This is a genomic window from Streptomyces sp. NPDC079141 (assembly GCF_040686775.1).
Lineage (GTDB): Bacteria > Actinomycetota > Actinomycetes > Streptomycetales > Streptomycetaceae > Streptomyces.
Map to the genome: position 1 here is coordinate 134,811 of NZ_JBFBLP010000011.1, position 26,451 is coordinate 161,261.

Annotated in this window: 24 protein-coding genes; 22 read left to right on the forward strand and 2 right to left on the reverse strand. The window is 70.8% G+C overall.

Translation table 11 applies throughout. The annotated features are described in order from the left end of the window. Positions 1-20 precede the first annotated feature (20 nt). Positions 21-2,195, reverse strand: a complete 2,175-nt coding sequence (locus AB0Q90_RS27330; protein WP_363160672.1) for a regulator — start codon at positions 2,193-2,195, stop codon at positions 21-23. A gap of 153 nt (positions 2,196-2,348) precedes the next feature. Here AB0Q90_RS27330 and AB0Q90_RS27335 point away from each other — a divergent pair, with 153 nt between their 5' ends. From AB0Q90_RS27335 to nusB, 14 genes are all read left to right on the forward strand, one after another. Further along, entirely contained in the window at positions 2,349-2,795 is a 447-nt protein-coding gene (locus tag AB0Q90_RS27335) for a DUF948 domain-containing protein (RefSeq protein WP_363160671.1), read from the forward strand. Between the two features lie 10 nt (positions 2,796-2,805). After that, complete coding sequence (locus AB0Q90_RS27340; protein WP_363160670.1) at positions 2,806-3,156, forward strand: hypothetical protein; 351 nt, start codon at positions 2,806-2,808, stop codon at positions 3,154-3,156. Further along, on the forward strand, positions 3,156-5,828 hold the full coding sequence (gene alaS / locus AB0Q90_RS27345) for an alanine--tRNA ligase (protein ID WP_363160669.1): 2,673 nt from the start codon (positions 3,156-3,158) through the stop codon (positions 5,826-5,828). Before AB0Q90_RS27340 ends, alaS begins: the two co-directional genes overlap by 1 nt. Further along, on the forward strand, positions 5,828-6,292 hold the full coding sequence (gene ruvX, locus AB0Q90_RS27350; RefSeq protein ID WP_186285820.1) for a Holliday junction resolvase RuvX: 465 nt from the start codon (positions 5,828-5,830) through the stop codon (positions 6,290-6,292). Before alaS ends, ruvX begins: the two co-directional genes overlap by 1 nt. Before the next feature lie 121 nt (positions 6,293-6,413). Further along, positions 6,414-8,063 carry an endolytic transglycosylase MltG gene (gene mltG, locus AB0Q90_RS27355; RefSeq protein WP_363160668.1) on the forward strand — a complete coding sequence of 550 codons (1,650 nt, stop codon included), beginning with the start codon at positions 6,414-6,416 and terminating at the stop codon, positions 8,061-8,063. 11 nt (positions 8,064-8,074) lie between these two features. Continuing rightward, positions 8,075-8,914 carry a shikimate dehydrogenase gene (locus tag AB0Q90_RS27360; protein WP_363160667.1) on the forward strand — a complete coding sequence of 280 codons (840 nt, stop codon included), beginning with the start codon at positions 8,075-8,077 and terminating at the stop codon, positions 8,912-8,914. 47 nt (positions 8,915-8,961) lie between these two features. Further along, positions 8,962-9,285, forward strand: coding sequence for a hypothetical protein (locus AB0Q90_RS27365; protein ID WP_363160666.1), 324 nt, complete (start codon positions 8,962-8,964; stop codon positions 9,283-9,285). 181 nt (positions 9,286-9,466) lie between these two features. After that, entirely contained in the window at positions 9,467-10,651 is a 1,185-nt protein-coding gene (gene aroC / locus AB0Q90_RS27370) for a chorismate synthase (protein WP_363160665.1), read from the forward strand. Then, positions 10,648-11,160 carry a shikimate kinase gene (locus tag AB0Q90_RS27375; RefSeq protein ID WP_363160664.1) on the forward strand — a complete coding sequence of 171 codons (513 nt, stop codon included), beginning with the start codon at positions 10,648-10,650 and terminating at the stop codon, positions 11,158-11,160. The genes aroC and AB0Q90_RS27375 overlap by 4 nt, the downstream gene beginning before the upstream one ends. Next, positions 11,157-12,248 carry a 3-dehydroquinate synthase gene (gene aroB, locus AB0Q90_RS27380; protein ID WP_363160663.1) on the forward strand — a complete coding sequence of 364 codons (1,092 nt, stop codon included), beginning with the start codon at positions 11,157-11,159 and terminating at the stop codon, positions 12,246-12,248. The genes AB0Q90_RS27375 and aroB overlap by 4 nt, the downstream gene beginning before the upstream one ends. A gap of 164 nt (positions 12,249-12,412) precedes the next feature. Further along, positions 12,413-13,258 (forward strand): Pro-rich N-terminal domain-containing protein, encoded by an 846-nt coding sequence (locus AB0Q90_RS27385; protein WP_363160662.1) that lies wholly within the window; start codon positions 12,413-12,415, stop codon positions 13,256-13,258. Between the two features lie 117 nt (positions 13,259-13,375). Continuing rightward, entirely contained in the window at positions 13,376-14,479 is a 1,104-nt protein-coding gene (locus AB0Q90_RS27390; RefSeq protein ID WP_363160661.1) for an aminopeptidase P family protein, read from the forward strand. Positions 14,480-14,530: 51 nt separating this feature from the next. Beyond that, positions 14,531-15,097: an elongation factor P gene (gene efp, locus AB0Q90_RS27395; RefSeq protein WP_363160660.1), complete on the forward strand. Its 567-nt coding sequence runs from the start codon at positions 14,531-14,533 to the stop codon at positions 15,095-15,097. 2 nt (positions 15,098-15,099) lie between these two features. Further along, complete coding sequence (gene nusB, locus AB0Q90_RS27400) at positions 15,100-15,534, forward strand: transcription antitermination factor NusB (protein ID WP_363160659.1); 435 nt, start codon at positions 15,100-15,102, stop codon at positions 15,532-15,534. Between the two features lie 163 nt (positions 15,535-15,697). On the opposite strand, the gene bldD is transcribed toward nusB, so the two are convergent. Further along, complete coding sequence (gene bldD / locus AB0Q90_RS27405; protein ID WP_019059743.1) at positions 15,698-16,198, reverse strand: transcriptional regulator BldD; 501 nt, start codon at positions 16,196-16,198, stop codon at positions 15,698-15,700. Between the two features lie 252 nt (positions 16,199-16,450). On the opposite strand from bldD, the gene pyrR reads away from it, so the two are divergent. The 8 genes from pyrR to pyrF all read left to right on the forward strand — a co-directional run bounded on the left by pyrR (position 16,451) and on the right by pyrF (position 26,376). Next, the gene (pyrR, locus tag AB0Q90_RS27410) at positions 16,451-17,011 is read left to right on the forward strand and encodes a bifunctional pyr operon transcriptional regulator/uracil phosphoribosyltransferase PyrR (protein ID WP_363164636.1); all 561 of its coding nucleotides are present in this window, start codon (positions 16,451-16,453) and stop codon (positions 17,009-17,011) included. Positions 17,012-17,097: 86 nt separating this feature from the next. Further along, positions 17,098-18,075, forward strand: a complete 978-nt coding sequence (locus AB0Q90_RS27415) for an aspartate carbamoyltransferase catalytic subunit (RefSeq protein ID WP_363164635.1) — start codon at positions 17,098-17,100, stop codon at positions 18,073-18,075. A gap of 5 nt (positions 18,076-18,080) precedes the next feature. After that, positions 18,081-19,367: a dihydroorotase gene (locus tag AB0Q90_RS27420; protein ID WP_363164634.1), complete on the forward strand. Its 1,287-nt coding sequence runs from the start codon at positions 18,081-18,083 to the stop codon at positions 19,365-19,367. Next, a complete protein-coding gene (locus AB0Q90_RS27425; RefSeq protein WP_363164633.1) occupies positions 19,364-19,924 on the forward strand; it encodes a hypothetical protein in 561 nt (186 codons plus the stop codon). The genes AB0Q90_RS27420 and AB0Q90_RS27425 overlap by 4 nt, the downstream gene beginning before the upstream one ends. Beyond that, positions 19,921-21,063, forward strand: a complete 1,143-nt coding sequence (gene carA / locus AB0Q90_RS27430; RefSeq protein ID WP_363164632.1) for a glutamine-hydrolyzing carbamoyl-phosphate synthase small subunit — start codon at positions 19,921-19,923, stop codon at positions 21,061-21,063. Before AB0Q90_RS27425 ends, carA begins: the two co-directional genes overlap by 4 nt. After that, entirely contained in the window at positions 21,056-24,364 is a 3,309-nt protein-coding gene (gene carB, locus AB0Q90_RS27435; protein WP_363164631.1) for a carbamoyl-phosphate synthase large subunit, read from the forward strand. The genes carA and carB overlap by 8 nt, the downstream gene beginning before the upstream one ends. Positions 24,365-24,418: 54 nt before the next feature. Further along, positions 24,419-25,525: a quinone-dependent dihydroorotate dehydrogenase gene (locus tag AB0Q90_RS27440; protein WP_363164630.1), complete on the forward strand. Its 1,107-nt coding sequence runs from the start codon at positions 24,419-24,421 to the stop codon at positions 25,523-25,525. Then, positions 25,522-26,376, forward strand: a complete 855-nt coding sequence (gene pyrF / locus AB0Q90_RS27445) for an orotidine-5'-phosphate decarboxylase (RefSeq protein ID WP_363164629.1) — start codon at positions 25,522-25,524, stop codon at positions 26,374-26,376. The genes AB0Q90_RS27440 and pyrF overlap by 4 nt, the downstream gene beginning before the upstream one ends. Positions 26,377-26,451: the final 75 nt, after the last annotated feature.

The window sequence follows — 26,451 nt, forward strand, 5'->3', positions numbered from 1 at the left end:
GTCGTAGCACTCTCTGCGCCTCAGCCCGCCGTCTCCCCGCCCTTCCGGGTGGGCGAGGCGGCGGGCTGCTGCATGTCCAGGGCCCGGGTGGTCACGGTGGTGTGCCGCACCGGACCGCGCGGCGCGGGGAGCGCCTCCAGCGCCCCGGCCCCCGGCCGGCCCAGTGCCCGCGTCACCGTCGCCTCCCGGCCGAGCCGTGTGCCCTGCCGTACGCACTCCTCGTAGCGCTCGTCGCCCAGTTCCTCGCGCGCCATCGCCTCGCACCGTTCGTGCGGCGCGTTGTAGTGGGCCGAGCCGAACAGGGGCAGGCCAACCGAGGGCCACATCCGGGCCGCGGCTCCCTGGAGCACCGCGGCCTCCGCCGCGTCGCCGTCCGTCGCGGTGACCAGGGCCAGCAGCTCGACCGCCAGGACCGAGCCGAGCAGGTCGTGGAAGGAGTGGGCGCTGTCCAGGCAGTCGTGGAGCAGGTCACGGGCGTGGGCCGCGTCGCCCCCGCGCCAGGCCGCGAACGCCAGCACGTACAGGGCGTAGGACCTGGCCCACCGCTCGCCGTGGTCCTCGCACACCCGGCGGACGTCCTCGCACAGCCGTACCGCGTCCGTCAGATCGCCCCGGAACGCGCGGGCCATCCCGAGCTCGACCTGGCCCATCAGCACATTGCTGTTGAGCTCGCCGATCTCCTGGTAGCGCTCCAGCGCCGAGCGCAGCAGCGTTTCTGCACGGGCCATGTCATCGGTGACCAGGGCCAGACACCCGGTGCGGTGCTCGGCGTAGGCCGAGGCCAGGGGGTCCGCCGCGAGCTCCGCCTCCTCCCGGCACTCGTGCAGCGTGCCCAGCGCGGCCACCGTGTCGCCCTGGAGGATCGCCACGTACCCGAGCACCCACAGGGCCTTCAGCCGGGACCGCTCGTTGCCGGAGTCCAGCTGGACGGCCTGCTCCAGCCAGTGCCGCCCCTCCGACAGCCGGCCGCAGCCCACCCAGCAGAACCACAGGGAGCCCGCCAGGTACTGACCCAGGTGCGCCTCGTCCGGCTCGCCCAGACAGTGCTCCAGCGCGGAGCGCAGATTCGGCAGCTCCGCCTCGACCCGCGCCACCACCTCGTCCTGGCGCGGCGAGAACCAGTCGAGCTCGCACATGGTCGCCAGCCCGAGGTACCAGTCGCGGTGCCGCCGTGCGAGCCGCTGCGCGTCACCGGTCGCCGCCAGCCAGTCGGCGCCGTACGCGCGGATGGTGTCCAGCATGCGGTAGCGCACGCCCGTCGCGGTCTCATCGCGGGAGACGATGGACTGCGCGAGGAGTTCCGAGAGCACGTCGAGCACGTCGTCGGCGTGCAGCCCGTGCCCGCTGCACACGTACTCGACGGCCTCCAGGTCGAAGCATCCGGCGAACACCGACAGCCGCGCCCACAGCAACCGTTCGTCGGGCGTGCACAGTTCATGGCTCCAGCCGATCGCCGTGCGCAGTGTCTGGTGGCGCGGCAGCGCGTCCCGCCCGCCCCCGGTCAGCAGCCGGAACCGGTCCTCAAGCCGCTCCGCCAGCTGCCCCGGGGACAGGACCCGCAGCCGCCCGGCCGCCAGCTCGACGGCCAGCGGAATCCCGTCCAGACGGCGGCACAGCTCCGGTACGCCCGGGTCGTCGCCGAGCCGCACCCCGTGCCGTCGGGCCCGGTCCGCGAACAGCGCGGCCGCCTCCTGTTCGGTGAGCGGCGCCAGCGGGAACAGCCGCTCGCCCGCGACGGCCAGCGGTCTGCGGCCCACGGCGAGGACCCTGAGGCCCGGCACCCGGCCCAGCAGCTCGGTGACCAGCTCGGCGCAGGCGTCCACCAGGTGCTCGAACCCGTCCAGGAGCAGCAGGAGTTCGCGCCCGGCGAGGTGCGTGAGCAGCGTCTGGCGCGGTGAGCGCGTGGTGTGGTCGGTGAGTCCCAGCGCCGCCACGACCGCGTGGTCGACGAACCCGGGATCGCGCACCGGCGCCAGCTCCACCCGCCAGATCCCGTCGCGGGGCGCGGACCGCCGTGCCGCCCGTGCCGCCAGCCGCGACTTGCCCACACCGCCGACCCCGGTCACCGTCACCAGTCGCGCACCGCCGAGCGTCTCGGCCAGCGCGGAGAGTTCGGCCGAGCGTCCGACGAACTCGTCGGGCTCCAGGGGCAGATTGCCGATGACCGGGGCGTCCGCGCGCTGATGATCTCGCATGAAATACGGAGCGTACTGAACCGTATTCAGTCCGTACAATCGCTTCGCGCAACTCGGGCCCGGGCGGGCGGTAATCCGGTTCGGAGCCCCACCCCCGGCGCGATAGGCTCGGTCCACGACTTTTTCGATGTTGAGGCACGTTTCAGGGAGCGGGTGCACACAGTGTCCGGAGGCGAGGTGGCCGGGATCCTGGTGGCCGTCTTCTGGGCGATCCTGGTCTCCTTCCTCGCGGTGGCTCTCGCGAGGCTGGCCCAGACGCTCAGGGCGACCACCAAGCTGGTCGCGGACGTGACCGACCAGGCCGTACCGCTCCTGGCGGACGCCTCGGCGGCGGTGCGCTCGGCGCAGACCCAGATCGACCGGGTCGACTCGATCGCCTCGGACGTCCAGGAGGTCACCTCCAACGCCTCCGCCCTGTCGAGCACCGTGGCCTCCACCTTCGGCGGCCCCCTGGTCAAGGTCGCGGCCTTCGGCTACGGCGTGCGCCGGGCCATCTCCGGCCGCAAGGACGACGACGTGCCCGCGAGGACACCCCGGCGTACGGTGATCGTGGGCCGCACGGTTCCGGCCGCCCGGCGGGACAAGCGGAAGAAGGGCTGAGGACCAGGCGATGTTCCGCCGTACCTTCTGGTTCACCACGGGCGTCGCCGCCGGTGTGTGGGCCACCACCAAGGTCAACCGCAAGCTGAAGCAGCTGACCCCCGAGCACCTCGCCGTCACCGCGACGAACAAGGCGCTCGAAGCGGGCCACCGCATCAAGGACCGAGCAGTGGGTTTCGCGCTCGACGTCCGCGACAACATGGCTCAGCGGGAGGCCGAGCTGGAGGACGCGTTGGGTATCAACGCGGACCCCGAACTCCCCGCACAGCGGCGCCATGCCGCGATCGAGAACCGCAACAAGCCGAAGACGTACGTCATCGACAGCACGACGTACTCGTACAACCGGAATGAGGACCACTGATGGAGTCGGCTGAGATCCGCCGCCGCTGGCTGAGCTTCTTCGAGGAGCGCGGGCACACCGTCGTCCCTTCGGCGTCGCTCATCGCGGACGACCCGACTCTGCTCCTCGTCCCGGCCGGCATGGTTCCCTTCAAGCCCTACTTCCTGGGTGAGGTCAAGCCGCCGTTCGACCGCGCCACCAGCGTGCAGAAGTGCGTGCGCACGCCGGACATCGAAGAGGTCGGCAAGACCACGCGCCACGGCACGTTCTTCCAGATGTGCGGCAACTTCTCCTTCGGCGACTACTTCAAGGAAGGCGCCATCAAGCTCGCCTGGGAGCTGCTCACCAGCCCCCAGGACAAGGGCGGTTACGGCCTCGACCCCGAGCGTCTGTGGATCACCGTCTACAAGGACGACGACGAGGCCGAGCAGATCTGGCACGAGGTCGTCGGCGTGCCCAAGGAGCGCATCCAGCGCCTGGGCATGAAGGACAACTTCTGGTCCATGGGCGTCCCCGGCCCCTGCGGCCCCTGCTCCGAGATCAACTACGACCGCGGCCCCGAGTTCGGCGTCGAGGGCGGCCCCGCCGTCAACGACGAGCGGTACGTGGAGATCTGGAACCTCGTCTTCATGCAGTACGAGCGGGGCGAGGGCACCGGCAAGGAGAGCTTCGAGATCCTCGGCGACCTGCCGAGCAAGAACATCGACACGGGCCTCGGCCTGGAGCGCCTCGCCATGATTCTGCAGGGCGTGCAGAACATGTACGAGATCGACACCTCCATGGCCGTCATCGACAAGGCCACCGAGCTGACCGGCGTGGCCTACGGCGACGCCCACGCCTCGGACGTCTCCCTGCGCGTGGTCACCGACCACATGCGCACCGCCGTGATGCTCATCGGCGACGGCGTCACCCCGGGCAACGAGGGCCGCGGCTATGTGCTGCGCCGCATCATGCGCCGCGCCATCCGCAACATGCGGCTGCTCGGCGCCACGGGTCCGGTCGTCAAGGACCTCGTGGACACCGTGATCGCGATGATGGGGCAGCAGTACCCGGAGCTGGTCACCGACCGCGAGCGCATCGAGAAGGTCGCCGTCGCCGAGGAGAACGCCTTCCTCAAGACGCTGAAGGCCGGCACCAACATCCTCGACACCGCCGTCACCGAGACCAAGTCGGCCGGCGGCACGGTCCTCGCCGGCGACAAGGCCTTCCTGCTCCACGACACCTGGGGCTTCCCGATCGACCTCACCCTGGAGATGGCCGCCGAGCAGGGCCTGTCCGTGGACGAGGACGGCTTCCGGCGCCTGATGAAGGAGCAGCGGGAGCGCGCCAAGGCCGACGCCCAGGCCAAGAAGACCGGCCACGCCGACATGGGCGCCTACCGGGAGATCGCCGACTCCGCCGGCGAGACCGAGTTCATCGGCTACTCCGACACCGAGGGCGAGTCGACGATCGTCGGCATCCTCGTCGACGGCTCCTCCTCCCCGGCCGCCACCGAGGGCGACGAGGTCGAGATCGTTCTCGACCGCACCCCGTTCTACGCCGAGGGCGGCGGCCAGATCGGCGACACCGGCCGGATCAAGGTCGACTCCGGTGCCGTTATCGAGATCCGCGACTGCCAGAAGCCGGTCCCGGGTGTGTACGTCCACAAGGGCGTCGTCCAGTTCGGCGAGGTGACCGTCGGCGCCAAGGCCCTCGCCTCCATCGACGGCCGCCGTCGTACGGCCATCGCCCGCGCCCACTCGGCCACGCACCTCACCCACCAGGCCCTGCGCGACGCCCTCGGCCCGACGGCCGCCCAGGCCGGTTCCGAGAACCAGCCCGGCCGCTTCCGCTTCGACTTCGGCTCCCCGTCCGCCGTTCCGACGGCCGTGATGACCGACGTCGAGCAGAAGATCAACGAGGTGCTCGCCCGCGATCTCGATGTGCGCGCCGAGGTCATGGGCATCGACGAGGCCAAGAAGCAGGGCGCCATCGCCGAGTTCGGCGAGAAGTACGGCGAGCGCGTCCGCGTCGTGACCATCGGGGACTTCTCCAAGGAGCTGTGCGGCGGTACGCACGTCCACAACACCGCCCAGCTGGGTCTGGTGAAGCTGCTCGGCGAGTCGTCGATCGGCTCGGGTGTGCGCCGTATCGAGGCCCTCGTCGGAGTCGACGCCTACAACTTCCTCGCCCGTGAGCACACGGTCGTCGCCCAGCTCCAGGAGCTGATCAAGGGCCGTCCGGAGGAGCTCCCGGAGAAGGTCTCCGCCATGCTCGGCAAGCTGAAGGACGCCGAGAAGGAGATCGAGAAGTTCCGCGCCGAGAAGGTGCTGCAGGCCGCCGCCGGTCTCGCCGAGTCCGCCAAGGACGTCCGCGGGATCGCGCTGGTGACCGGTCAGGTCCCGGACGGCACCACCGCCGACGACCTGCGCAAGCTGGTCCTCGACGTGCGCGGTCGCATCCAGGGCGGCCGGGCCGCCGTGGTCGCGCTGTTCACGGTGGCGGGCGGCAAGCCGCTGACGGTCATCGCCACCAACGAGCCCGCCCGCGAGCGCGGTCTGAAGGCCGGTGACCTGGTCCGTGCCGCGGCCAAGACCCTCGGCGGCGGCGGTGGCGGCAAGCCGGACGTCGCCCAGGGCGGCGGCCAGAACCCGGCCGCCGTCGGCGAGGCCGTGGACGCCGTGGAGCGCCTGGTCGGGGAGACGGCCAAGTAATGCGCAGAGGACGTCGGCTCGCCATCGACGTCGGGGACGCCCGCATCGGGGTCGCCTCGTGCGACCCCGACGGGATCCTCGCCACCCCGGTGGAAACGGTCCCCGGCCGGGACATCCCCGCGGCTCAGCGCCGGTTGAAGCAACTGGTCGAGGAGTACGAGCCGATCGAGGTCGTCGTCGGTCTCCCGCGCTCCCTCAAGGGAGGCGAGGGACCGGCCGCGGTCAAGGTCCGCGGCTTCGCCCAGGAACTGGCCCGCATGATCGCGCCGGTTCCGGTGAGGCTCGTGGACGAGCGGATGACCACGGTGACGGCCAGTCAGGGACTGCGCGCCTCGGGTGTGAAGTCCAAGAAGGGCAGATCGGTCATCGACCAGGCAGCCGCTGTGATCATCCTCCAGCAGGCGCTGGAATCCGAACGGGTGTCAGGTAAAGCACCGGGCGAGGGCGTCGAAGTGGTCATCTGATCGCGATACGGTAACGTTCCGCGCGATGCGGCGGTGTTCGAACAGCTGCCGCACAAAGAGAGGCGGAACGGAAGCCGGGCCGGACGCCGCGCGACCGCCGCCTCGCGGCTCTAGGGGATCGATGACTGAGTATGGCCGGGGCCAGGGCTCCGAACCGTGGCATCCCGAGGACCCGTACTACGGGGACGGTGGATGGGGAGGACAGCAGGCCCACGGCGGCCAGCAGTCCCCCTACGGCGGCCAGCCGCAGCACTATCCAGAGCAGCCGCAGCAGCCGCAGTACGGCGACTGGGGCACCGGCGAACAGGCCGGATACGGTCAGGCGCAGCAGTACAACCAGCAGCAGTACCCGGGTGACGGCTACCAGCAGGGTTACGACAACGGCGGCTGGGGCACCGGCACGCACCCGCAGGTCCAGTACACCGACCCCGCTGACCCCTACGGCCAGCAGTCCGGCGGGTATCAGGGGCAGCAGCCGGACTACTACGGCACGCCCGAGGCCTACCCGCCGCCGGAGCCCCCGAACCGGCGGAGTCCGGAACCGGAGCCGCGTACCGATTGGGATCCGGGCCCCGACCAGGGCGAGCACGCCTTCTTCGCGGGCGGCGGCGACGATGACGACGACTTCGACGAGCCGGGGGACCGGCGCGGCCGCGGCGACCGGCGGGGCCGGGGCGGCAAGGGCGGCAAGAAACGCCGCAGCGGATGCGCCTGTCTGGTGGTCATGCTGGTGTTCGGCGGCGGCATCGCCGGTGTCGGATACTTCGGGTATCAGTTCTACCAGGATCGTTTCGCCTCGGCTCCCGACTACGCGGGCGAGGGTACGGGCGAGCAGGTCTCCATCACCGTCCCCAAGGGCGCCGGTGGCGCCGAGATCGGACGGCTGCTCAAGGAGGCCGGCGTCGTCAAGAGCGTCGACGCGTTCGTCTCCGCGTTCACGCAGAACGAGGAGGCCGGCAGCATCCAGGCCGGCTCCTATCTGCTGAACAAGCAGATGTCCGCCGAGAGCGCCGTGGAACTGATGCTCGACCCCAAGAGCCAGAACAACCTGATCGTCACCGAGGGGGAGCGCAACACCTCGGTCTACGCGAAGCTCGACAAGCGCCTGGGCCTGTCCAAGGGCACCACGGCGGGCGTGGCCAAGAAGAAGGCCGACGACCTCGGGCTGCCCGACTGGGCCCTGGACAACCCCGATGTGAAGGACCCGCTGGAAGGGTTCCTCTACCCCTCCGCCTACGCGGCCAGCAAGGGCCAGAAGCCCGAGACCGTCCTCAAGGAGATGGTCGCCCGGGCCACCGAGAAGTACGAGGAGCTCGGCCTGGAGCAGAAGGCCGAGGATCTGGGCCTCGACGGCCCCTGGCAGCTGCTCACCGTGGCGAGCCTGGCGCAGGCCGAGGGCACCAGCCACGACGACTTCCGCAAGATGGCCGAGGTCGTCTACAACCGCCTCAAGCCCGGGAACCCGCAGACGTACGGCGCCCTGGAGTTCGACTCCACGTACAACTACATCAAGAACCAGAGCGAGATCGATCTGACGATCGCCGAGCTGAAGCAGTACAACAACCCGTACAACACCTACTACGTCAAGGGACTGCCGCCCGGCCCCATCGACAACCCCGGCGAAGAGGCGCTCAAGGGCGCGCTCGACCCGACGGACGACGGCTGGTACTACTTCATCTCCCTCGACGGCAAGACCAGCAAGTTCACCAAGACGCTCGCGGAGCACGAGAAGCTGCGCCAGGAATTCAACGCGTCGCGGAACAACGACTGAGGAACAGTGCCATGACCGTTCGGGCCACTGACGCCCGCCGCGCCGCCGTGCTCGGTTCGCCCATCGCCCACTCCCTCTCGCCGGTGCTGCACCGCACCGCGTACGAGGAGCTGGGGCTCACGGACTGGACGTACGACCGGTTCGAGGTGGACGAGGCGGCGCTGCCCGGGTTCTTCGCGGAGCTCGGGCCCGAGTGGGCCGGACTGTCGCTGACCATGCCGCTGAAGCGGGCGGTCATCCCGCTGCTCGACGAGATCAGCGAGACGGCCCGCTCGGTCGAGGCGGTCAACACGGTCGTGTTCACCGAGGACGGCCGCCGCGTCGGCGACAACACCGACATCCCCGGCATGGTCGCCGCCCTGCGGGAACGCGGCATCGAACAGGTCGGCTCGGCGGCGATCCTCGGCGCCGGCGCCACCGCCTCGTCCGCCCTGGCCGCGCTGGCCCGCGTCTGCACCGGCGAGGTCGTCGCCTACGTCCGCAGCGAGGCCCGCGCCGCCGAGATGCGGCAGTGGGGCGAGCGGCTGGACGTCGAGGTGCGTACGGCGGACTGGGCGGACGCGGCCGAGGCGCTGCGCGCGCCCCTGGTGATCGCGACCACGCCGGCCGGGACGACGGACGCCCTGGCCGCCGCCGTACCCGAACGGCCCGCCACCCTCTTCGACGTGCTCTACGAGCCGTGGCCCACCGAACTCGCGGCCCGCTGGTCCATGTTCGGCGGGGCCGTCGTCAGCGGTCTCGATCTGCTGGTGCACCAGGCGGTGCTGCAGGTCGAGCAGATGACGGGCCGAGTGCCGGCGCCGCTGGACGCCATGCGCAAAGCGGGAGAGCACGCTCTCGCGGAACGCTAAGATCCGACCGGTTCCACAGGGGGTGGAGCCGGGAGGGGAAACGTTCCATGTCCACAGGCGTGCCGCTGGCGTCTGCCAAGAGCCAGATCTTCGAGAGCCTGCTGTGGTTCCTGCCCGACTGGGTGCAGAACACCGTGCTCGTGCTGATCATCGTCGCCGTTCTGGCGGCCTGGATCCTCAAGCTGCGGAACAAGATCGTCCAGCGCCGTGCCCGGCGCACGGCCCAGCCGGTCCCGCCACAGCAGCAGCGCAGCGGCGCTGACTTCCTGGGCCCGTACGCCCCTCAGCAGGCAGCCCCGCAGCAGCCCAGCGGCGCCGACTTCCTCGGCGCCTACGCCCCGCAGCAGCGTCCGGAGAACGGCTCCGCCTGATCGCCGCACGGCAGGAACCTGACATCCGCCCGTCCGTCTGATGGACCGGCGGCGGGGCCGGGGTCCCGGACGTGGGAGGATCGGAGTTGGCGGGCCGGGGCCGCGCACCTGTTCCGCCATCGCCGTACGCGAGGACGCGCGTACGAGGGCAGTACCAGGGCGCGAGCACTGAGGAGCACCGTTGAGCAGGTTGCGCTGGCTGACCGCGGGGGAGTCCCACGGTCCCGCACTCGTGGCGACGCTGGAGGGCCTTCCCGCCGGCGTGCCGATCACCACGGAGATGGTGGCGGACCACCTGGCCCGGCGCCGGCTCGGTTATGGACGCGGTGCGCGCATGAAGTTCGAGCGCGACGAGGTCACCTTCCTCGGCGGCGTCCGGCACGGACTGACCCTCGGCTCCCCGATCGCGGTCATGGTGGGCAACACCGAGTGGCCGAAGTGGGAGCAGGTCATGGCGGCCGACCCCATCGACCCGGAGATCCTCGCGGGCCTGGCCCGCAATGCGCCGCTGACCCGTCCCCGTCCCGGCCACGCCGACCTCGCCGGTATGCAGAAGTACGGCTTCGACGAGGCCCGGCCGATCCTGGAGCGCGCCTCCGCGCGTGAGACGGCGGCCCGCGTGGCGCTGGGCGCGGTGGCCCGGTCGTACCTCAAGGAGACGGCCGGCATCGAGATCGTCAGCCATGTCGTCGAGCTGTGCTCCGTGAAGGCGCCGCAGGGCGTGTACCCGACGCCGGCCGACGTGGAGAAGCTGGACGCCGACCCGCTGCGCTGCCTCGACGCGGACACGTCGAAGGCGATGGTGGCGGAGGTCGACCAGGCCCACAAGGACGGCGACACCCTCGGCGGCGTCGTCGAGATCCTGGCCTACGGCGTCCCCGTCGGCCTCGGCTCGCACGTGCACTGGGACCGCAAGCTGGACGCCCGTCTCGCCGGCGCCCTCATGGGCATCCAGGCGATCAAGGGCGTCGAGATCGGCGACGGCTTCGAGCTGGCCCGGGTGCCCGGCTCCAAGGCGCACGACGAGATCGTGAACACCCCCGAGGGCATCCGCCGGGTCTCCGGCCGCGCGGGCGGCACCGAGGGCGGTCTGTCCACCGGTGAGCTGCTGCGCGTCCGCGCCGCGATGAAGCCGATCGCGACCGTGCCGCGCGCCCTGCAGACCGTGGACGTGACCACCGGCGAGGCCGCGCAGGCCCACCACCAGCGCTCCGACGTCTCCGCGGTCCCGGCCGCCGGCATCGTCGCGGAGGCCATGGTGGCCCTCGTCCTCGCGGACGCGGTCGCGGAGAAGTTCGGCGGCGACAACGTCGTGGAGACCCGCCGCAACGTCCGCTCGTACCTCGACAACCTGGCGATCCGATGAACCCTGTGGTGGTGCTCGTCGGCCCGATGGGCGTGGGCAAGTCCACCGTCGGACAGCTGCTGGCCGAGCGACTCGGGGTCGGCTACCGGGACACCGACGACGACATCGTCGCCGCCGAGGGCCGGGCCATCGCCGAGATCTTCGTGGACGAGGGCGAGACCGCCTTCCGCGCGATCGAGAAGCGTGCCGTGCACTCCGCGCTGGCCGAGCACGACGGCGTCCTCGCCCTCGGCGGCGGCGCGATCCTGGACGAGGACACCCGCGCCCTGCTGGCCGGACAGCGGGTCGTCTACCTCTCGATGGACGTCGAGGAGGCCGTCAAGCGCACGGGTCTGAACGCTGCCCGCCCGCTGCTCGCGGTCAACCCGCGCAAGCAGTGGCGCGAGCTGATGGAGGCCCGCCGTCATCTGTACGAGCAGATCGCCACGGCGGTCGTCGCCACCGATGGCCGAAGCCCCGAAGAAGTCACCCAAGCCGCCCTGGACGCACTGGAGTTGAAAGAAGCATGAGCGAGGCAGTGACGCGGATCCAGGTCGGCGGCACGGCGGGCAGCGAGCCCTACGAGGTCCTGGTGGGCCGTCAGCTCCTGGGCGAGCTCGGTGGGTTGATCGGCGACAAGGCCAAGCGGGTCGCCGTCATCCACCCCGAGGCGCTGGCCGACACCGGTGACGCACTGCGCGCCGACCTCGTCGGTCAGGGCTACGACGCCGTCGCCATCCAGGTGCCGAACGCGGAGGAGGCCAAGACCGCCGAGGTCGCCGCCTACTGCTGGAAGGCGCTCGGCCAGTCCGGGTTCACCCGCACCGACGTCGTCGTGGGCGTCGGCGGCGGCGCCACCACGGACCTCGCCGGGTTCGTGGCCGCGACCTGGCTGCGCGGCGTGCGCTGGATCGCGATCCCCACCACCGTCCTGGCGATGGTCGACGCGGCCGTCGGCGGCAAGACCGGCATCAACACCGCCGAGGGCAAGAACCTCGTCGGCGCCTTCCACCCGCCGGCCGGCGTCCTGTGCGACCTGGCCGCGCTGGACTCCCTCCCGGTCAACGACTACGTCTCCGGACTCGCCGAGATCATCAAGGCCGGCTTCATCGCCGACCCGGCGATCCTCGACCTCATCGAGTCCGACCCCGAGGCCGCCCGCACCCCGGCCGGCCCGCACACCGCCGAGCTGATCGAGCGCTCCATCCGTGTGAAGGCCGAGGTCGTCTCCTCCGACCTGAAGGAGGCGGGCCTGCGCGAGATCCTCAACTACGGCCACACCCTCGGGCACGCCATCGAGAAGAACGAGCGTTACAAGTGGCGGCACGGCGCGGCCGTCGCCGTCGGCATGCACTTCGCCGCCGAACTCGGCCGCCTGGCCGGACGCCTGGACGACGCGACGGCCGATCGCCACCGCACGATCCTGGAAGCGGTAGGACTGCCGCTGACCTACCGCTACGACCAGTGGCCCAAGCTGGTGGAGAACATGAAGGTCGACAAGAAGTCCCGCGGCGACCTCCTGCGCTTCATCGTCCTGGACGGCCTGGCCAAGCCCACCGTCCTGGAAGGACCGGACCCGGCGGTGCTGCTCGCCGCGTACGGAGAAGTGGGCCAGTAAGTCCGCCACCGCGTCGAACGCCCGATTTTCCCTGCGGGCACGGGCACTTCGGACCGCCCCCGGCCGTTCACCAATCGATGGCCGGGGGCGGTACCGTTCGGTAGGGAGCGGGGTCGTACCCCGCTGCCAGCGCCCATGGCCCGTACGAGATGGAGTGGCACCGGATGCAGCACGCAGTGGGTTCTCCGCTGCCGCCGCCCCACCAGCCGGGGCACGGACCGGCCGTCGGCTGGTCACCGGCCGCACAACACCCGGGTCCCCAGCACCAGGGATCCGCCCCCGCGCCCCCGCCGCCCCCGGGCTTCACCGCGCCCCCGCCGGGACAGGTCCCGCCCCCGCACCACGTCCCGGCCCCGCCGGCCCCGGACACCACCGGGCACGTCCCGCTGCCCCCCGGCGGCCCCGTCGCCATGCCGAGCCCGCCGCCGGCCACCGCCGTGCCCGACCCGGCGACCACCACCATCGCGGTCCTGCTCATCGGCCCGGCCGGCGCCGGCAAGACCAGCGTCGCCAAGTACTGGGCGGACCACCGCAGGGTCCCCACCGCCCACATCAGCCTCGACGACGTACGCGAATGGGTCCGCTCGGGCTTCGCCGACCCTCAGACGGGCTGGAACGACCACTCCGAGGCGCAGTACCGCCTGGCCCGCCGCACCTGCGGCTTCGCCGCCCGCAACTTCCTGGCCAACGGCATCTCCTGCATCCTCGACGACGCCGTTTTCCCCGACCGCCCGGTCGTCGGCCTCGGCGGCTGGAAGCGCCATGTGGGTCCGGGGCTGCTGCCGGTGGTTCTCCTGCCGGGCCTGGAGATAGTCCTGGAACGCAACGCCGAACGCTCCGGCAACCGCCGCCTCACCGACGAGGAGGTCGCCCGCATCCACGGCCGGATGGCCGGCTGGTACGGCTCGGGCCTGCCGATCATCGACAACTCCCAGCTGGACGTACCGCAGACGGCGCAGGTCCTGGACGACGTACTGGCCCGCTCCATCGCGAGCCCGCCGAAGTGGTAGGCGCCCCATAGGGGGCGGGGATCTCAGCGACCGGCCCCCACCGGCCCGCACCCGCCGAACAACCCACTCGGCCTCTCTCAAACGGCGCCACACCTGCGAAACTCCTACGCTCGTGTCATGTCAGAGGTGTACGCCACCCGCCGAACCAGGCTCAGGGACCGCTGCCAAGCCGGCGGCAGCGCCGCCGCGCTCGTGTCCCGCCCCGCCAACGTCCGCTACCTCGCGGGCGCGGCCCCCCAGGGCGCAGTCCTGCTGATCGGCCGAACCGAGGACGTCCTCGTGTGCGGCGGCCCGCCGGACGACCGTTCCGAAGGCCGCCCGGACGAGGCCCTGCGCCTGCACACGCTCCCCGGCTCCGGCGGCGACCCGGCCGTCGCGGCGGCCGATCTCGCCTTCGCGCAGGGCGGTGACTCACTGGCGGTGGAGGAGCACCACCTCACCGTCGCCCGGCACCGGGCCATCCGCTCGGTGGCTCCCCGCCTGCGCCTTGCGGAGCTGGGCGGAGCCGTCGAGCAGCTCAGGGTGGTCAAGGACGAGGAGGAGATCTCCTGCCTGCGCATCGGCGCCGAGATCGCCGACCAGGCGCTGGGCGAGCTGCTGGAGTCCATCCTCGTCGGCCGCACCGAACGGCATCTCGCCCTGGAGCTGGAACGCCGTCTCGTCGACCACGGCGCCGACGGCCCCGCCTTCCCGACCTCCGTCGCCACCGGCCCGAACTCCGGTCGCCGCGCCCACCGGCCCACCGACCGGCGGGTCGAGGAGGGCGACTTCCTCTCCGTCTGTCTGGGCGCGACCTACCGCGGCTACCGCTGCGAGATCGGCCGCACCTTCGTGATCGGCACGTCCCCCGCGGACTGGCAGATCGAGCTGTACGACCTCGTCTTCGCCGCCCAGCGGGCCGGCCGGGAGACCCTCGCGCCCGGCGCGGCCTGCCGTGACGTGGACCGTGCGGCACGCCAGGTACTGGACTCCGCGGGGTACGCGGAGAGCCTGCCGGCGCTCACCGGGCACGGTGTCGGGCTCGAAATCGACGAGGACCCGCAGTTGGCCCCCGCAGCCATGGGTAAACTGGACGCTTGCGTGCCGGTCACCGTCGAACCGGGGGTCCACCTCCCGGGCCGGGGCGGCGTCCGGATCGATGACACGCTCGTCGTCCGCCCCGAGGCGGACGGCGGACCCGAGCTACTCACCATCACGACCAAGGAGCTGCTCGCCCTCTAGGCAGGTGCGTGCCCCGGGGTCGTCCACGTCAGTCCAGGAGATTCCGCAACCGTGGCTTCCACGAACGACCTCAAGAACGGCATGGTGCTCAAGCTCGAAGGCGGCCAGCTCTGGTCCGTCGTCGAGTTCCAGCACGTCAAGCCCGGCAAGGGCCCGGCCTTCGTGCGCACCAAGCTCAAGAACGTGCTCTCCGGCAAGGTCGTCGACAAGACCTTCAACGCCGGCGTCAAGGTCGAGACGGCCACTGTCGACAAGCGCGACATGCAGTTCTCGTACATGGACGGCGAGTACTTCGTCTTCATGGACATGGAGACCTACGACCAGCTCATGGTCGACCGCAAGGCCGTCGGTGACGCCGCCAACTTCCTGATCGAGGGCTTCACCGCCACCGTGGCGCAGCACGAGGGCGAGGTGCTCTTCGTGGAGCTGCCGGCCGCCGTCGAGCTCGTCATCCAGGAGACCGAGCCGGGCGTCCAGGGCGACCGCTCCACCGGTGGCACCAAGCCCGCCACCCTGGAGACCGGCCACCAGATCCAGGTCCCGCTCTTCATCACCACCGGTGAGAAGATCAAGGTCGACACCCGCGACAGCAGCTACCTCGGCCGGGTGAACAGCTAACCGTGGCTGCCCGCAACACGGCTCGCAAGCGCGCCTTCCAGATCCTCTTCGAGGGCGACCAGCGCGGCGCCGATGTCCTGACGGTCCTCGCGGACTGGATCCGGCTCTCCCGGGCCGACACGCGGCAGCCGCCGGTGAGCGAGTACACGATGCAGCTGGTCGAGGGCTATGCGCAGCGCGCACGGCGGATCGACGAGCTGATCGCGCAGTACTCGGTCGGCTGGACGCTGGACCGGATGCCCGTCGTCGACCGCAACATCCTGCGGCTGGGCGCCTACGAGCTGATCTGGGTCGACGAGACCCCGGACGCCGTGGTGCTCGACGAGATGGTGCAGCTGGCCAAGGAGTTCTCCACGGACGAGTCGCCCGCGTTCGTCAACGGCCTGCTCGGTCGGCTCAAGGAGCTCAAGCCCTCGCTGCGCCGGGACGAGGCGTAAGGGCACGCACATCGCCGGAGGGCCCGCAGCGACACGCTGCGGGCCCTCCGGCTTCTCTGTGTACGTCCGTGGCCCCCGAAGCCCGCAGAAAGCCGCCGGGGTGGCCGGAACCGTGAAGTTCCGGCCACCCCGGCGGCACGTTTCTGCTGAGTCGGGAGAAGGCTCAGTTCTCCTCGTGGGACACCGCGCGACGCGCGTCCGCGTCCAGCACGCCCCAGCTGATCAGCTGCTCGGTGAGAACCGAGGGGGACTGGTCGTAGATGACGGCGAGTGTGCGCAGGTCGTCCTGGCGGATCGAGAGCACCTTGCCGTTGTAGTCACCGCGCTGCGACTGGATCGTCGCGGCGTAGCGCTGCAGCGGGCCCGCCTTCTCGGCCGGCACGTGGGCCAGCCGCTCCAGGTCCAGGACCAGCTTCGGCGGCGGCTCGGCGGCGCCGCCCGGCGTCGTGCCCGGCAGCAGCTCCTGCACCGGAACGCCGTAGAAATCCGCCAGCTCGGCAAGGCGCTGCACGGTCACGGCACGGTCGCCGCGCTCGTACGAACCGACCACCACGGCCTTCCAGCGACCCTGGGACTTCTCCTCGACACCGTGGAGGGAAAGGCCCTGCTGGGTGCGGATGGCCCGGAGCTTGGCCCCGAGCTGTTTGGCGTATTCGCTGGACATATAGCTCCCCGGACACTGTGTCGACGCGGCCGGCTGTGTTCCCGCCGCGCGGCTGGTAACTCACTGTGAGGTTACGCAGCGTGACTCTTGTGCGTCAAGCCGAATGGTCCACACCGACTCTTCCGTGGGAGCGGCGGCCGATTACGCCAAGGGGGTGAACCGGGGTCGCTGCGCGGGCTGCTAGGGTGGATGGCGCAAACCCGACGTCCTTTAAGGTCCGTCCCGTGAGGCGGAGAAGGAGGTCCTTTTCGTATGGACATGCAAGCGTCCGATGCAAGGCCGGTTCTCGAAGGCCCTGACATCGCGCGGGTGTTGACCCGCATCGCCCACGAGATCGTCGAACGCGCCAAGGGCGCCGACGACGTGGTGCTCCTCGGCATTCCCACCCGAGGCGTCTTCCTCGCCCAGCGGCTCGCCGTCAAGCTCGAAGAGATCACCGAGCGCAAGATCCCGGTCGGTTCGCTGGACATCACCATGTACCGCGACGACCTGCGCATGCACCCGCCGCGTGCGCTGGCCCGCACCGAGATCCCTGGTGACGGCCTCGACGGCCGCCTTGTCGTCCTCGTCGACGACGTCCTGTTCTCCGGCCGCACCATCCGCGCCGCACTCGACGCGCTGGGCGACATCGGGCGCCCGCGCGCGGTACAGCTCGCGGTCCTCGTCGACCGGGGCCACCGCGAACTGCCCATCCGTGCCGACTACGTCGGCAAGAACCTCCCCACGTCGTTGCGGGAGACGGTCAAGGTCCAGCTCGCCGAGGAGGACGGTCGCGACACCGTGCTGCTCGGTGTGAAGCAGACCGCCCAGTAGCAGGCCGGGCGCACGGCCACTTCGGTGTGCCGACGTGCGTACCTGTTTGCCCGAAAACTCCCGAATTGCCTTACGGAGCCTGACAGATGCAGCGTCATCTCATCTCGGCCGCCGACCTCACCCGCGACGACGCCGTCCAGATCCTCGACACCGCCGAGGAGATGGCCCGGGTGGCCGACCGCCCCATCAAGAAACTGCCGACCCTGCGCGGCCGTACCGTCGTCAACCTCTTCTTCGAGGACTCCACGCGCACGCGTATCTCCTTCGAGGCCGCCGAGAAGCGACTGTCCGCGGACGTCATCAACTTCACCGCCAAGGGCTCCAGCGTGTCCAAGGGCGAGTCCCTGAAGGACACCGCCCAGACCCTGGAGGCCATGGGCGTCGACGCGGTCGTGATCCGGCACAGCGCCTCCGGGGCGCCGTACCGGCTGGCCAACTCCGGCTGGATCGACGCCGCCGTCATCAACGCCGGTGACGGCACCCACCAGCACCCCACGCAGGCCCTGCTGGACGCCTTCACCATGCGCCGCCGCCTCGTCGGCCGGGACGCCGGGCTCGGCCAGGACCTGGCCGGCCGGCGCATCACGATCGTCGGCGACGTCCTGCACAGCCGCGTCGCCCGCTCCAACGTCGATCTGCTGCACACCCTCGGTGCCGAGGTCACTCTCGTCGCCCCGCCCACCCTGGTGCCGGTCGGCGTCGAGACCTGGCCGTGCGAGGTGTCGTACGACCTCGACCGCACCCTGGCCAAGTCCGACGCGGTGATGATGCTGCGCGTGCAGCGCGAGCGGATGAACGCCGCGTTCTTCCCGACCGAGCGCGAGTACTCGCGGCGCTACGGGCTCGACGGCGAGCGCATGGCGAGGATGCCCGAGCACGCCATCGTGATGCACCCCGGCCCGATGGTCCGCGGCATGGAGATCACCGCCGAGGTCGCCGACTCCGACCGCTGCACCGTCGTGGAGCAGGTCGCAAACGGAGTCTCCATCCGGATGGCCGTCCTGTACCTGCTGCTCGGCGGCAGCGAGCCCGCCGTCAGCCACACCCGTATCGAGGAGAAGTAAGACACATGAGCAAGATCCTGATCCGTGGTGCGAAGGTGCTCGGCGGCGAGCCGCAGGACGTGCTGATCAACGGCTCGGTCATCGAGGCCGTCGGCACGGGACTCCCGGACGAGGGCGCCGAGGTCGTCGAGGCGGCCGGCAAGGTGCTGCTGCCGGGCCTGGTCGACCTGCACACCCATCTGCGCGAGCCCGGCCGCGAGGACTCCGAGACGGTTCTCACCGGCACGCGCGCGGCGGCCAGCGGCGGCTACACCGCCGTGTTCGCCATGGCCAACACCTTCCCCGTCGCCGACACCGCCGGCGTCGTCGAGCAGGTCTACCGGCTCGGCCAGGAGCACGGCTACTGCGACGTGCAGCCCATCGGCGCCGTCACCGTCGGCCTGGAGGGCAAGAAGCTCGCCGAGCTGGGCGCCATGCACGAGTCCGCGGCCGGCGTCACCGTCTTCTCCGACGACGGCAAGTGCGTCGACGACGCCGTGATCATGCGGCGCGCGCTGGAGTACGTGAAGGCCTTCGGCGGCGTCGTCGCCCAGCACGCCCAGGAGCCGCGGCTGACCGAGGGCGCCCAGATGAACGAGGGCATCGTCTCCGCCGAGCTGGGGCTCGGGGGCTGGCCGGCGGTGGCCGAGGAGTCGATCATCGCCCGGGACGTCCTGCTCGCCGAGCACGTCGGCTCCCGCGTCCACATCTGCCACCTGTCGACCGCCGGCTCCGTGGAGATCGTGCGCTGGGCCAAGTCCCGCGGCATCGACGTCACCGCCGAGGTCACCCCGCACCACCTGCTCCTCACCGACGAGCTGGTGCGCACGTACAACCCGGTCTACAAGGTCAACCCGCCGCTGCGCACCGAGCGTGATGTGCTGGCGCTGCGCGAGGCGCTCGCCGACGGCACGATCGACATCGTCGCCACCGACCACGCCCCGCACCCGCACGAGGACAAGGACTGCGAGTGGGCCGCGGCCGCCATGGGCATGGTCGGCCTGGAGACCGCGTTGTCAGTGGTGCAGGAGACCATGGTGGACACCGGGCTCCTCGACTGGGCCGGGGTCGCCGAGCGCATGTCCTTCAAGCCCGCCGAGATCGGGCAGGCGAAGGGCCACGGCCGTCCCGTCTCGGCTGGTGAGCCCGCCAACCTCACGCTCGTCGACACGGAATACCGTGGGGACGTGGACCCCGCGGGCTTCGCCTCGCGCAGCCGCAACACCCCGTACGAGGGGCGTGAGCTGCCGGGCCGAGTGACGCACACGTGGCTCCGGGGCAAGGCCACGCTCGTCGACGGGAAGCTCACGTGACACCACTCCTGACCATCGCCGCAGAACAGAAGTCGGCCGAGGTGACCGACTGGGCCGCCCGCATCGGCTGGCTCGTCGGCCTCGCCCTGTTCGTCGCGCTCGTCTACTGGCTGATGCGCGAGGGCTGGAAGTGGCGCGGCACGCTCCAGGGCGACCTCCCGGAGCTGCCCAGCGCGCCTGATGAGCCGGGGCCGGTGAGACTGAGCATGAGCGGCCGCTACCACGGCTCCACCACCGCCGGGCAGTGGCTCGACCGCATCGTGGCGCACGGCCTGGGCACCCGCAGCCGGGTCGAGCTCACGCTGACGGACGCGGGACTGGACGTCGTACGCCCCGGCGCGACCGACTTCTTCGTCCCGGCCGAGCAGCTGCGCGAGGCCCGGCTCGACAAGGGCATCGCCGGCAAGGTCCTGACCGAGGGCGGACTGCTCGTGGTGACCTGGGCGCACGGCGAACGCCTGATCGACTCCGGCTTCCGCTCGGACACGGCCGCCGAGCACAACGAGTGGGTCGACACCCTGAACCAGATGATCAACAACACGGAAGGCGCACGATGACGACCTCCACAAGGGGAGCCACCAAGGTTCCCGCCGTCCTCGTCCTGGAGGACGGCCGGATCTTCCGCGGCCGTGCCTACGGGGCCGTGGGGGTGACCTTCGGCGAAGCCGTGTTCTCCACCGGCATGACCGGCTACCAGGAGACCCTCACCGACCCGTCGTACCACCGCCAGGTCGTCGTGATGACCGCCCCGCACGTCGGCAACACCGGCGTCAACGACGAGGACCCCGAGTCCAAGCGGATCTGGGTCGCCGGTTACGTCGTGCGCGACCCCGCGCGCGTGCCGTCGAACTGGCGCGCCAAGCGGTCGCTGGACGAGGAGCTGCGCCACCAGGGCGTCGTCGGCATCTCCGGCATCGACACCCGCGCCCTCACCCGCCACCTGCGCGAGCGCGGCGCCATGCGCGTCGGCATCTTCTCCGGCAACGCCCTGCCCGACGAGGGCATCATGCTCACCGAGGTCCGCCAGGCCCCCGAGATGAAGGGCGCGAACCTCTCCGCCGAGGTCGCCACCAAGGAGCCGTACGTCGTCCCCGCGATCGGTGAGAAGAAGTTCACCGTCGCCGCCGTCGACCTCGGCATCAAGGGCATGACCCCGCACCGCATGGCCGAGCGCGGCATCGAGGTGCACGTCCTGCCGGCCACGGCCACCGTCGAGGACGTCTACGCCGTCAACCCCGACGGCGTGTTCTTCTCCAACGGCCCGGGCGACCCGGCCACCGCCGACCACCCGGTCTCCGTCATGCAGGAGGTGCTGGAGCGCGGCACCCCGCTGTTCGGCATCTGCTTCGGCAACCAGATCCTCGGTCGCGCCCTGGGCTTCGGCACCTACAAGCTGAAGTACGGCCACCGCGGCATCAACCAGCCGGTCCAGGACCGTACGACCGGCAAGGTCGAGGTCACCGCGCACAACCACGGCTTCGCCGTCGACGCGCCGCTCGACCAGGTCTCCGACACCCCCTACGGCCGCGCCGAGGTCTCCCACGTGTGCCTCAACGACAACGTGGTGGAGGGCCTCCAGCTCCTCGACCGACCGGCCTTCAGCGTCCAGTACCACCCCGAAGCGGCAGCCGGCCCGCACGACGCCGCCTACCTGTTCGACCGCTTCGTTTCCCTGATGGAGGGCCAGCGTGCCTAAGCGCACCGATATCCAGTCCGTCCTGGTCATCGGCTCCGGCCCGATCGTCATCGGCCAGGCCGCCGAGTTCGACTACTCCGGCACCCAGGCGTGCCGCATCCTGCGCGCCGAGGGCCTCAGGGTCATCCTGGTCAACTCCAACCCGGCGACGATCATGACCGACCCGGAGATCGCCGACGCCACCTACGTCGAGCCGATCACCCCGGAGTTCGTCGAGAAGATCATCGCCAAGGAGCGCCCCGACGCGCTACTGCCCACCCTGGGCGGCCAGACGGCCCTGAACACCGCGATCTCGCTGCACGCGGCGGGCACGCTGGACAAGTACGGCGTCGAGCTGATCGGCGCCAACGTCGAGGCCATCAACAAGGGCGAGGACCGCGACCTGTTCAAGGAGGTCGTCGAGGCCGTCCGCGCCAAGATCGGCCACGGCGAGTCCGCCCGCTCGGTCATCTGCCACTCCATGGACGACGTCCTCCAGGGCGTCGAGACGCTCGGCGGCTACCCGGTCGTCGTCCGCCCGTCCTTCACCATGGGCGGCGCCGGCTCCGGCTTCGCCCACAACGAGGACGAGCTGCGCCGCATCGCCGGCCAGGGCCTCACGCTCTCCCCGACCACCGAGGTGCTCCTGGAGGAGTCCATCCTCGGCTGGAAGGAGTACGAGCTGGAGCTGATGCGCGACAAGCACGACAACGTCGTGGTCGTCTGCTCCATCGAGAACTTCGACCCCATGGGCGTGCACACCGGTGACTCCATCACCGTCGCCCCGGCGATGACCCTCACCGACCGCGAGTACCAGATCCTGCGCGACATCGGCATCGCCGTGATCCGCGAGGTCGGCGTCGACACCGGCGGCTGCAACATCCAGTTCGCGGTGAACCCCGACGACGGCCGGGTCATCGTCATCGAGATGAACCCGCGCGTGTCGCGCTCCTCGGCCCTCGCCTCCAAGGCGACCGGCTTCCCGATCGCCAAGATCGCCGCCAAGCTCGCCGTGGGCTACACCCTCGACGAGATCCCGAACGACATCACGCAGGAGACCCCGGCCTCCTTCGAGCCCACGCTCGACTACGTGGTCGTCAAGGCACCGCGGTTCGCCTTCGAGAAGTTCCCGCAGGCCGACTCCACGCTGACCACCACCATGAAGTCGGTCGGCGAGGCCATGGCCATCGGCCGCAACTTCACCGAGGCCTTCCAGAAGGCGCTGCGCTCGCTGGAGAAGAAGGGCAGCCAGTTCACGTTCGTCGGCGACCCCGGCGACAAGTCCTCGCTGCTCGCCGAGTCCGTTCGTCCCACCGACGGCCGGATCAACACGGTCATGCAGGCCATCCGCGCGGGCGCCACGCCCGAGGAGGTCTTCGAGTTCACGAAGATCGACCCCTGGTTCGTCGACCAGCTCTTCCTGATCAAGGAGACCGCGGACGAGCTCGCCGAGTCCCCGGAGCTGACCCCCGACCTGCTCGCCGAGGCCAAGCGGCACGGCTTCTCCGACCAGCAGATCGGCGAGATCCGCGGCCTGCGCGAGGACGTCGTCCGCGAGGTCCGGCACGCGCTGGGCATCCGCCCGGTCTACAAGACGGTCGACACCTGCGCCGCCGAGTTCGCCGCGAGGACGCCGTACTTCTACTCGTCCTACGACGAGGAGACGGAGGTCGCCTCCCGTGAGAAGCCGGCCGTCATCATCCTGGGCTCCGGCCCCAACCGCATCGGCCAGGGCATCGAGTTCGACTACTCCTGCGTCCACGCCTCCTTCGCGCTGAGCGACGCGGGCTACGAGACCGTGATGGTCAACTGCAACCCGGAGACCGTCTCCACCGACTACGACACCTCCGACCGGCTGTACTTCGAGCCGCTGACGCTGGAGGACGTGCTGGAGATCGTCCACGCGGAGGCCCAGGCCGGCCCGATCGCGGGCGTCATCGTCCAGCTCGGCGGCCAGACCCCGCTGGGCCTGGCGCAGGCGCTGAAGGACAACGGCGTACCGGTCGTCGGCACCTCCCCCGAGGCGATCCACGCCGCCGAGGACCGCGGCGCCTTCGGCCGCGTGCTCAAGGAGGCCGGCCTGCCCGCCCCCAAGCACGGCACCGCCACCACCTTCGCCGAGGCCAAGGCCATCGCCGACGAGATCGGCTACCCGGTCCTCGTCCGGCCGTCGTACGTCCTCGGCGGCCGCGGCATGGAGATCGTCTACGACGAGACCCGGCTGTCGTCCTACATCGCCGAGTCGACCGAGATCAGCCCCTCCCGGCCGGTCCTCGTCGACCGCTTCCTCGACGACGCGATCGAGATCGACGTCGACGCGCTCTACGACGGCGAGGAGCTCTACCTCGGCGGCGTGATGGAGCACATCGAGGAGGCCGGCATCCACTCCGGCGACTCCGCGTGCGCGCTGCCCCCGATCACCCTCGGCGGCTTCGACATCAAGCGCCTGCGCGCCTCCACGGAGGCCATCGCCAAGGGCGTCGGCGTCCGCGGCCTGATCAACATCCAGTTCGCGATGGCCGGCGACATCCTCTACGTCCTCGAAGCCAACCCGCGCGCGTCGCGCACGGTCCCCTTCACCTCGAAGGCGACCGCGGTGCCGCTGGCGAAGGCCGCCGCCCGGATCTCCCTGGGCGCGACCGTCGCCGAACTGCGCGCCGAGGGGCTGCTGCCGAGGACGGGCGACGGCGGCGAGCTGCCGCTGGACGCGCCCATCTCGGTCAAGGAGGCCGTCATGCCGTGGTCGCGCTTCCGCGACATCCACGGCCGCGGCGTCGACACGGTCCTCGGCCCGGAGATGCGCTCCACCGGCGAGGTCATGGGCATCGACAACGTCTTCGGCACGGCCTACGCCAAGTCGCAGGCCGGCGCCTACGGCCCGCTGCCCACCAAGGGCCGCGCCTTCATCTCGGTGGCCAACCGCGACAAGCGCTCGGTGATCTTCCCGGCCCGTGAGCTGGTCGCGCACGGCTTCGAGCTGCTGGCCACCTCCGGCACCGCCGAGGTCCTCAAGCGCAACGGCATCAACGCCGCCGTGGTGCGCAAGCAGTCCGAGGGCACCGGCCCGAACGGCGAGAAGACCATCGTCCAGCTCATCCACGACGGCGAGGTCAACCTCATCGTCAACACCCCGTACGGCACCGGGGGCCGCCTGGACGGCTACGAGATCCGTACGGCGGCCGTGGCGCGGTCCGTGCCGTGCCTGACGACCGTGCAGGCGCTGGCCGCCGCGGTCCAGGGCATCGACGCCCTCCACCACGGCGACGTGGGCGTCCGCTCGCTCCAGGAACACGCCGAACACCTGACCGCGGCCCGCGACTAGCAGCCCTGAGGGGGACACCGGAAACGGTGTCCCCCTCTTGGTGAGGACACCGACATGTACAAGCTTTTCTTCCGTCTGGTTTTCACCCGGATGGACCCCGAGCAGGCCCACTACCTGGCCTTCCGCTGGATCCGGCTGGCGGTGCGGATTCCGGTGCTGCGCACGTTCGTCGCCGCCGCCCTCGCGCCCCGCCACAAGGAACTGCGCACCGAGGCCTTCGGGCTGCGCATGCACGGTCCGTTCGGGCTCGCCGCGGGCTTCGACAAGAACGCCGTCGCGATCGACGGGATGACGATGCTCGGCTTCGACCACGTCGAGATCGGCACGGTCACCGGTGAGGCGCAGCCCGGCAACCCCAAGAAGCGGCTGTTCCGGCTCGTGCCGGACCGGGCGCTGATCAACCGCATGGGCTTCAACAACGAGGGCTCGCTGGCCGTGGCCGCGCGCCTGGCCTCGCGCAATCCCGTCTTCAGGACGGTGGTCGGCGTGAACATCGGCAAGACCAAGGTCGTACCCGAGGCCGAGGCCGTCGGCGACTACGTGAAGTCCACCGAGCGCCTGGCGCCCTACGCCGACTACCTGGTCGTGAACGTGTCGTCGCCCAACACGCCCGGGCTGCGCAACCTCCAGGCCACCGAGGCGCTGCGCCCCCTGCTGAGCGCCGTGCGCGAGGCCGCCGACCGCACGGTCGCCAACCGCCGGGTGCCGCTCCTGGTGAAGATCGCCCCGGACCTCGCCGACGAGGACGTCGACGCCGTGGCCGACCTGGCCGTGGAGCTCGGCCTGGACGGCATCATCGCCACCAACACCACCATCGCGCGTGAGGGACTCGGTCTGACATCCGAACCCTCGCTGGTGAAGGAGGCCGGCGGACTGTCCGGCGCGCCGCTCAAGGCACGCTCCCTGGAGGTGCTGCGCCGCCTCTACGCGCGCGTGGGCGACCGGATCACCCTGGTGGGTGTCGGCGGTATCGAGAACGCCGAGGACGCCTGGCAGCGCATCCTGGCGGGCGCCACGCTGGTGCAGGGGTACAGCGCCTTCATCTACCAGGGGCCCTTCTACAGCCGCGCCGTCCACAAGGGCCTCGCCGCCCGACTGCGCACCAGCCCGTACGCCACCCTCGCCGACGCGGTCGGCGCCGACGTGAGGAAGTCCGCATGACAGTTCTGGAGCCCTTCGGCGCCCGCCTGCGCCGGGCCATGGACGACCGGGGCCCGCTGTGCGTCGGTATCGACCCGCACGCGTCCCTGCTCGCCGAGTGGGGCCTGAACGACGACGTGGCCGGCCTGGAGCGGTTCAGCCGCACGGTCGTCGAGGCGATGGCCGACCGGGTCGCGGTCCTCAAGCCGCAGAGCGCGTTCTTCGAGCGCTTCGGCTCGCGCGGAGTCGCGGTCCTGGAGAAGGCGGTCGAGGAGGCGCGGGCGGCCGGCGCGCTGGTCGTCATGGACGCCAAGCGCGGCGACATCGGCTCGACCATGGCCGCGTACGCCGAGTCCTTCCTGCACAAGGACGCCCCGCTGTTCTCGGACGCCCTGACCGTCTCGCCGTATCTCGGCTACGGATCGCTCAAGCCCGCCGTGGATCTCGCGCGCGAGAGCGGCGCGGGCCTGTTCGTGCTGGCGCTGACCTCCAATCCGGAGGGCGGCGAGGTCCAGCACGCGGTGCGCACGCAGGACGGGGACGGTCGCAACGTCGGCGCGACCATGCTGGCCCACCTGGCCGCCGAGAACGCGGGGGAGGAGCCGCTGGGCTCCTTCGGGGCGGTCGTCGGCGCCACGCTCGGCGATCTGTCGTCGTACGACCTGGAGATCAACGGCCCGCTCCTGGCGCCCGGCATCGGCGCCCAGGGGGCCACTCCGGCCGATCTCCCGCGCGTCTTCGGCGCCGCGGTGCGCAATGTCGTGCCGAACGTCAGCCGGGGGGTGCTGCGGCACGGTCCCGACGTCACGGCGCTGCGTGCGGCCGCGGAGCGCTTCGCGGAGGAGATCCGGGCGGCCGTGACGGCCGGCTGAGTCGTCCGGGGCGGTCGTCCAGGTGTTTCTAGACGCTTGTTCGAGTGGCCTGACGACGGGTTCGGCGTCGACTTG